Below are 4,790 nucleotides of genomic sequence, written 5' to 3'. Positions count from 1 at the left end.
GTAAAGCGGTAGCCGCAGTTTTCGCATTCCCGCCGCCGGCGGATGGTCCGCCCTTCGTCAGTCGGCCGGGAGTCAATTACTCGGGAAGCGTTTTGATGACAATTTGGACAAAGCATGATGCCACTCCTTTCACGCGATCGTTTTCAGCAGTCTGCTTAGCTTATCTCTTAGTTCTTCTATTGTACCAGTATTTTCAAGCACATAGCTAGCCAACAGGCGTTTTTCCGCCAAAGGCAGCTGGGCCCGCATCCGCTGCTCAGCTTCCTGGCGGCTCAAAGAGTCCCGTTTCATCAACCGGGCCAGTTCCGTTTCTTCAGGCGCGGCGATCAGCAAGATGGCATCAAAATACTCCTGCCAGCCGGCCTCAAAAAGCAGGGGCACGTCGATGACGCAGACCTTGGCCGTGCTTTCTTTCATCTGCTTTTGAACTTCCTTTAGGACCTCGCCCTGCGTGATTTTTGACAGTTTCGCCAAAGCTTCCGGATTGGCAAAAACGTACTTCCCCAGCGCTTGCCGGTTTAAACTGTGATCACTGTTGAAAAATTCCGCTCCAAATTCCTTCAGAATCTTTTGCCAGCTGACCTGGCCGACTTCCGCCTGCTGGTGGGCGATCAAGTCGCTGTCGATGACCTGGCAGCCCATTTCCCGCAAAAGCCGGCTGGCCGTCGACTTGCCGGTGGCGATCCCCCCGGTCAATCCAAGATAAAAAGTCATTTTTCTTCCTTCTGGCAAAACGGGCAGTAAGTCGTTCCCCGCCCGCTGACCTTGATTTTGACAAATTTTTCCCCGCAGCGCGGACAAGCCTGGCCGGCATGGCCGTAAACCTGGAGTTTCTCCTGGTAGTGGCCGGCTTCCCCCGCCGCGTTCAAAAAGCTGTGGACGGTCGTGCCGCCCAACCTGGTGGCTTCTTCCACCGTCTTATTGATGGCCTCATAGAGGCGCTTGACCTGGGCCGGGGTGAGCTCATCAGCCGGCGTCAAGGGATTGATCTTGCTTTGCCAAAGGACCTCATCGGCATAGATGTTGCCCAGGCCCGCCACCAGCGTCTGGTCCAAAAGCAGGTTCTTGATCTTCTTGCTCTTTTTCTTCAGGCCCTTTTCAAAATACTCCAGGCTGAAGTCCGGGCTGCCGGCCTCAGCGCCCAGGCGCTTTAAGCCAGTCTGCTGAAACTCAGTCCCCGTCTCCACCAGCTGCAGGCGGCCGAATTTGCGCACGTCCTGGTAGCGCAGGGCACTCCCGTCGGTAAAGGCAAACTGCAGGTGTTCATGTTTGCCTACTGGCGCTTCCCAGGTCGTCAGATGGTACTTGCCCTCCATTCTGAGGTGGGAAACCAGGGTCAAGTCCCCCAGGCGGAAGAGCAGGAACTTTCCATAGCGGTCAACGGCCGTAAAGGTCTTGCCCCGCAAAGTCTGTTTAAAAGTTTCCGGGTCGCCGGCGATGACCTTGTCGTACCAAACGTCGACATGGTCGATCGTCTTGCCCACGACCAGCGGCCGCAGGGTCCGGCGGACCGTCTCAACTTCCGGCATTTCAGGCATTTTCTCTCCTCCTACTTTGCTTCATACCAGTCATGGCCCCAGCCAGCATCCGCTACCAGCGGCACGTCCAGCTGAACGGCCGACTGCATGACGGCCGGAACGATCTGCTTGACCGTCTCCAGTTCCTCTTTAGGCACGTCAAAAATCAGTTCGTCGTGCACTTGAACCACCATCTTGGTCTTGAGGCCCAGCTCATCCAGTTTCTTTTGCATGTTGATCATGGCGATCTTCATGATGTCGGCAGCTGACCCCTGGATCGGCGAGTTGATGGCCGTTCTTTCAGCAAAGGAGCGGACGTTGAAGTTCTTGGCATGGATGTCTGGCAAGTAGCGGCGCCGGTGCATGATGGTTTCGGCATAGCCCTTTTCTCTGGCTTCTTTGACTGCTCGGTCCATGTAGGCCTGGATGCCCGGGTACTGGTCAAAGTATTCTTCGATGAATTCCTTGGCCTGCTTGCGGCTGATATCCAGGTTCTTAGAGAGCCCGTAGTCGGAAATCCCGTAGACGATCCCGAAGTTGACGGCCTTGGCCCGCCGTCTTTGCAAAGGCGTCACCTCGTCCACGCTGTTCAGGTGGAAGATCCGCATGGCAGTGTGGGCGTGAATGTCATAGCCGGTCTTAAAGGCTTCCTGCATGTTCGGGTCAGCTGAAACATGAGCCAAAACCCGCAGCTCGATTTGTGAGTAGTCGCAAGAGTAGATGTAGCCGTCCGGGTCTGATGGCACAAAGGCCTTTCTGATCTGCTTGCCTTCTTCCGTTCTGGTCGGGATGTTCTGCAGGTTAGGGTCAACTGAAGACAAGCGGCCCGTAGCCGTCAAAGTCTGCAGGTAACGGGTGTGGATTCTGCCGTCTTGCTCGTCGATGACGTCCAAAAGGCCCTTGACGTAGGTCGACTGGATCTTGGAGATCTGCCGGTATTCCAGGATGTCGCTGACGACCGGGCTCTTTTCTTTGAGCTGGTTTAAGACTTCAACTGAAGTCGAGTAGCCGGTCTTGGTCTTCTTGATGACTGGCAGGCCCAGCTTTTCAAACAAAATGACCCCCAATTGCTTTGGCGAATTCAAGTTGAATTCCTCGCCGGCCTCCCGGTAGATCTTGTCTTCCAGATCCTTGAGCCGGACGGCGAAGTCGTTTTCCAGCTCCTTTAAACGGGAAGGCTGAACCTTGATCCCGTTCATTTCCATCTTGGCCAGGACTCTGGCGGTTGGCAGCTCGATTGAGTCAAAGAGGTCGTCTTGTTCATGATCCTTCAGCTGCTCCAGCATGGTCTGCTTCAAAGCCGCAATGGCGCTTGTCTTGCCGGCCAGGTGGTTGAAAAAGACCGCGTCGTCTTCAGGAATCTTGGCGTTCTTGCCCTTGCCGTAGACTTCCAGGTCAGTCTTCAAATCATAGTAGTCATAGCCCTGGACCAGTTCGCCCAGGTCGTTGGAATTCTTTTCATTGTCAATCAGGTAAGAAGCCAAAAGCAGGTCAAACGACAGGGCTTCGGCCTTGATTCCCAGCCGGTAGAGCCCGTAGCTGGTCCGCTTGAGGTCAAACACGTTCTTTTGAACTTCCGGGTCTTCCAGCATTTCCTTCAGCGGACTTTCCTGCAAAAGGAAGACGTCCCGGCTGACAAAAGTTGCATCGCCGATTTTAAAGGCAAAACCGGTGAAGTCGGCCAGATGGTAGTTGTCGCCAAACATGCCCAGGTAGAAGGTCACTTCAGCGGCTTTTGGCAGCTGGTCCAAATTATCAAGGCTCAAAACGGTGTAGTCTTGCTTTTTAACCTCCGTCTTGTTTTCAGTCAGCTCCCCTTTCTGGGCCAAGTCGGCTAAAAAGCGGCGGAAGTTCATCTTTTCATAAAAGCGGCGCAGGTCGTCGACGTTGCTGCCGTCGTACTTCAAGTCATCCAGGCTGAGTTCCACCGGACTGTCGCACTTGATCGTGGCCAGCTTCTTGCCCAAAAGAGCGTTGTCCTTGCCGGCGATCAGGTTTTCCTTGAGCTTGGACTTCTTCATTTCATCAACGTGCTCGTAGAGCTCTTCCACGCTACCGTATTCCTGGATCAATTTCGAGGCAGTCTTCGGACCGACCTTGGCCACGCCCGGGTAGTTGTCGGACGGGTCCCCCATCAAGGCCTTCATGTCGATGAATTCAGTCGGCGTCACGCCGTTGACTTCTTTCATGTGTTCGGGGGTAAAAGCTTCAAGCTTGGTCACCCCGGATTTGGTCACGTAGACGGTGACATGGTCACTAGCCAGCTGGGTCAAGTCCTTGTCCCCGGAAACGACGGCAACTTCATAGCCGGCCTCCGCCCCTTCTTTGGCCATGGTGCCGATGATGTCGTCGGCTTCGTAGTTGGCCAGTTCATAGCTCTTGATTCCCATGTCCTTGAGCATCTCGCGCAGGTAAGGCAATTGCTCGGAAAGTTCAGCCGGGGTCTTGTCCCGGCCGCCCTTGTATTCCTGGTACATGGCCGTTCTGAAGGTGGTCTTGCCGGCGTCAAAGGCCACTAAGATGTGGGTCGGCTCTTCTTGCTTCATGACGACGTCCAGCATGTTTTTAAAGGCATAGATCGCATTGGTGTGCAGGCCTTCTGGATTTTTAAACTTGTCCAGTTGCTGGTACATGGCGAAAAAGGCCCTAAAGGCCACGGAATTGCCATCAATTAAAAGTAACTTCTTCTTGCTCATTGTCCTTCCTTCAAAATATAAAAACTGTCAGAATACCTACTAGTTATTCTAACAGTTTTTGACAGATCTTTAATTATTTCGATTCGCCTTCGGTCTTGACGTTCTTGTAAAACATCAGCCACAGGCAGACCGCCAAAACGGCCAGGAAAATAAAGGCGTGCTGGGTCCCGATAGCTGTCGGGTAGGCCCCTTTTGACCCATACTGGGACTGGCTGAAGGCCACGATTGCGGAAGTCAGGGAAGTCCCGATAGCCCCGGCAAACTGCTGGATGGTGTTCAAGAAGGCATTGCCCTGAGCTGATTGGCTAGGCTTCAAGCTGGCCAGGCCGTTGGTCATGATTGAGCCGACAGTCATGCCCATCCCGGTCATGTAGATGATGTAGACCAGGCAGATCACCAGGTTGGACATGTGCTGAGACAAGCAGGCAAAAGAAATCAGTTCAACGGCCATCAAGCTGACGCCGGTGATCATCGGCAGTCTGGCCCCCTTGGCGTCATAGAGGCGCCCGCCGACCACGCTCATGGCTGCCCCGATGATGCCGGCCGGCATGGTGACCAGCCCGGCCAGAGTGGCCGT

5 protein-coding genes are annotated in these 4,790 nt (G+C 54.4%); all 5 read right to left on the bottom strand.

Annotation, left to right across the window (positions count from 1 at the left end; all coding sequences use genetic code 11):
- Positions 1 to 116: NrdR family transcriptional regulator (locus tag lacNas_RS09505; RefSeq protein WP_444979755.1), on the bottom strand; the 116-nt coding region annotated here is incomplete at its 3' end.
- Between the two features lie 13 nt (positions 117 to 129).
- Positions 130 to 714: a dephospho-CoA kinase gene (gene coaE, locus lacNas_RS09500; protein ID WP_201330840.1), complete on the bottom strand. Its 585-nt coding sequence runs from the start codon at positions 712 to 714 to the stop codon at positions 130 to 132.
- Entirely contained in the window at positions 711 to 1,538 is an 828-nt protein-coding gene (mutM, locus tag lacNas_RS09495) for a DNA-formamidopyrimidine glycosylase (RefSeq protein ID WP_201330839.1), read from the bottom strand. Before mutM ends, coaE begins: the two co-directional genes overlap by 4 nt.
- 11 nt (positions 1,539 to 1,549) lie before the next feature.
- Positions 1,550 to 4,213, bottom strand: a complete 2,664-nt coding sequence (gene polA / locus lacNas_RS09490; protein ID WP_201330838.1) for a DNA polymerase I — start codon at positions 4,211 to 4,213, stop codon at positions 1,550 to 1,552.
- A 73-nt stretch (positions 4,214 to 4,286) separates the two neighbouring features.
- Positions 4,287 to 4,790 (bottom strand): MFS transporter (locus tag lacNas_RS09485; protein WP_244661451.1); only part of this gene is annotated, 504 nt, incomplete at its 5' end.

The organism is Lactobacillus nasalidis, assembly GCF_016587775.1.
Taxonomy (GTDB): Bacteria; Bacillota; Bacilli; order Lactobacillales; family Lactobacillaceae; genus Lactobacillus; species Lactobacillus nasalidis.
Note: the sequence above shows the minus strand (reverse complement) of the source record. Positions and strands in the feature narration are given on the sequence as shown.